The sequence below is a fragment of the Paraburkholderia sp. RL18-101-BIB-B genome, from assembly GCF_046026985.1.
In the GTDB taxonomy this organism is placed as follows: domain Bacteria; phylum Pseudomonadota; class Gammaproteobacteria; order Burkholderiales; family Burkholderiaceae; genus Paraburkholderia.
In genome coordinates this window covers 1-1,148 of sequence record NZ_JARESV010000161.1, presented here as the reverse complement: position 1 = coordinate 1,148, position 1,148 = coordinate 1, and the positions used below count along the sequence as shown (strand labels likewise).

Below are 1,148 nucleotides of genomic sequence, written 5' to 3'. Positions count from 1 at the left end.
GACAAATTCCTGTTCCTGACGGAAACCGGTTCGAAGAGCGTGCCGACCTGGGCGCTGCCGGACAATTTCAAGAATCACGGCAACTATGTGATCAGCCTCGCGAATGTCACGCGCTGGCTCGGTCAGCAGGCTGAGGCGCTGGGTGTCGAGATTTTCCCGGGCTTTCCGGCGGCTGAAATCCTGTACAACGACGACGGTTCGGTTAAAGGTGTCGCCACTGGCAACCTGGGCATCGGCAAGGACGGCGAGCCGACCGAGAACTTCCAGCTCGGCATGGAACTGCACGCGAAATACACGCTGTTCTGCGAAGGCGCGCGTGGGCACCTCGGCCGCCAGCTGAACGACAAATTCAAGCTGCGCGAAGGCGCCGATCCGCAGGTCTACGGGATCGGCATCAAGGAACTGTGGGAAATCGACCCTTCGAAACACAAGCCGGGTCTGGTGATGCACACCGCCGGCTGGCCGCTGGAAAACGACACCTACGGTGGCTCGTTCCTCTATCACATGGACAACAACCAGGTGGTGGTGGGTTTCGTCGTGGGTCTCGGCTACACAAACCCGTATCTCTCGCCGTTCGAGGAATTCCAGCGCTACAAGACGCATCCGGCGATTCGCGCGGTGCTCGAAGGTGGCAAGCGTGTGTCGTACGGCGCGCGGGCGATTACCGCCGGCGGCCTAATGTCGCTGCCGAAACTGGTGTTTCCGGGTGGCGCGCTGGTCGGCGACGATGCGGGCTTCCTGAACGCATCGCGGATCAAGGGTTCGCATGCGGCGATCAAGACCGGCATGCTGGCCGCTGAAGCGGCGTTCGACGCCGTGCAGGCTGGCCGTCAGAACGATGAACTGACGGCGTATCCGGAGAGTTTCAAGACCTCGTGGCTGCACACCGAACTGCATCGCGCGCGCAACTTCAAGCAGTGGATGAGCAAGGGCCTGTACCTCGGCACGCTGATGGTCGGCATCGAGCAGAAGCTGCTGGGCGGCAATGTGCCGTGGACGCTGCATCACCAGCATTCGGATCACGAAATGCTGAAGCCCGCATCGCAGTGCAAGCCAATCACGTATCCGAAGCCGGATGGCAAGCTCACGTTCGACCGGTTGTCCTCGGTGTTCATCTCGAACACGAATCACGAGGAAAACCAGCCGGC

At 61.1% G+C, this 1,148-nt stretch carries 1 protein-coding gene; it reads left to right on the top strand.

All coding sequences use genetic code 11. The annotated features are described in order from the left end of the window. A partial coding sequence (locus tag P0D73_RS46480; protein WP_408436462.1) for an electron transfer flavoprotein-ubiquinone oxidoreductase occupies window positions 1-1,148 on the top strand: 1,148 nt, incomplete at both ends.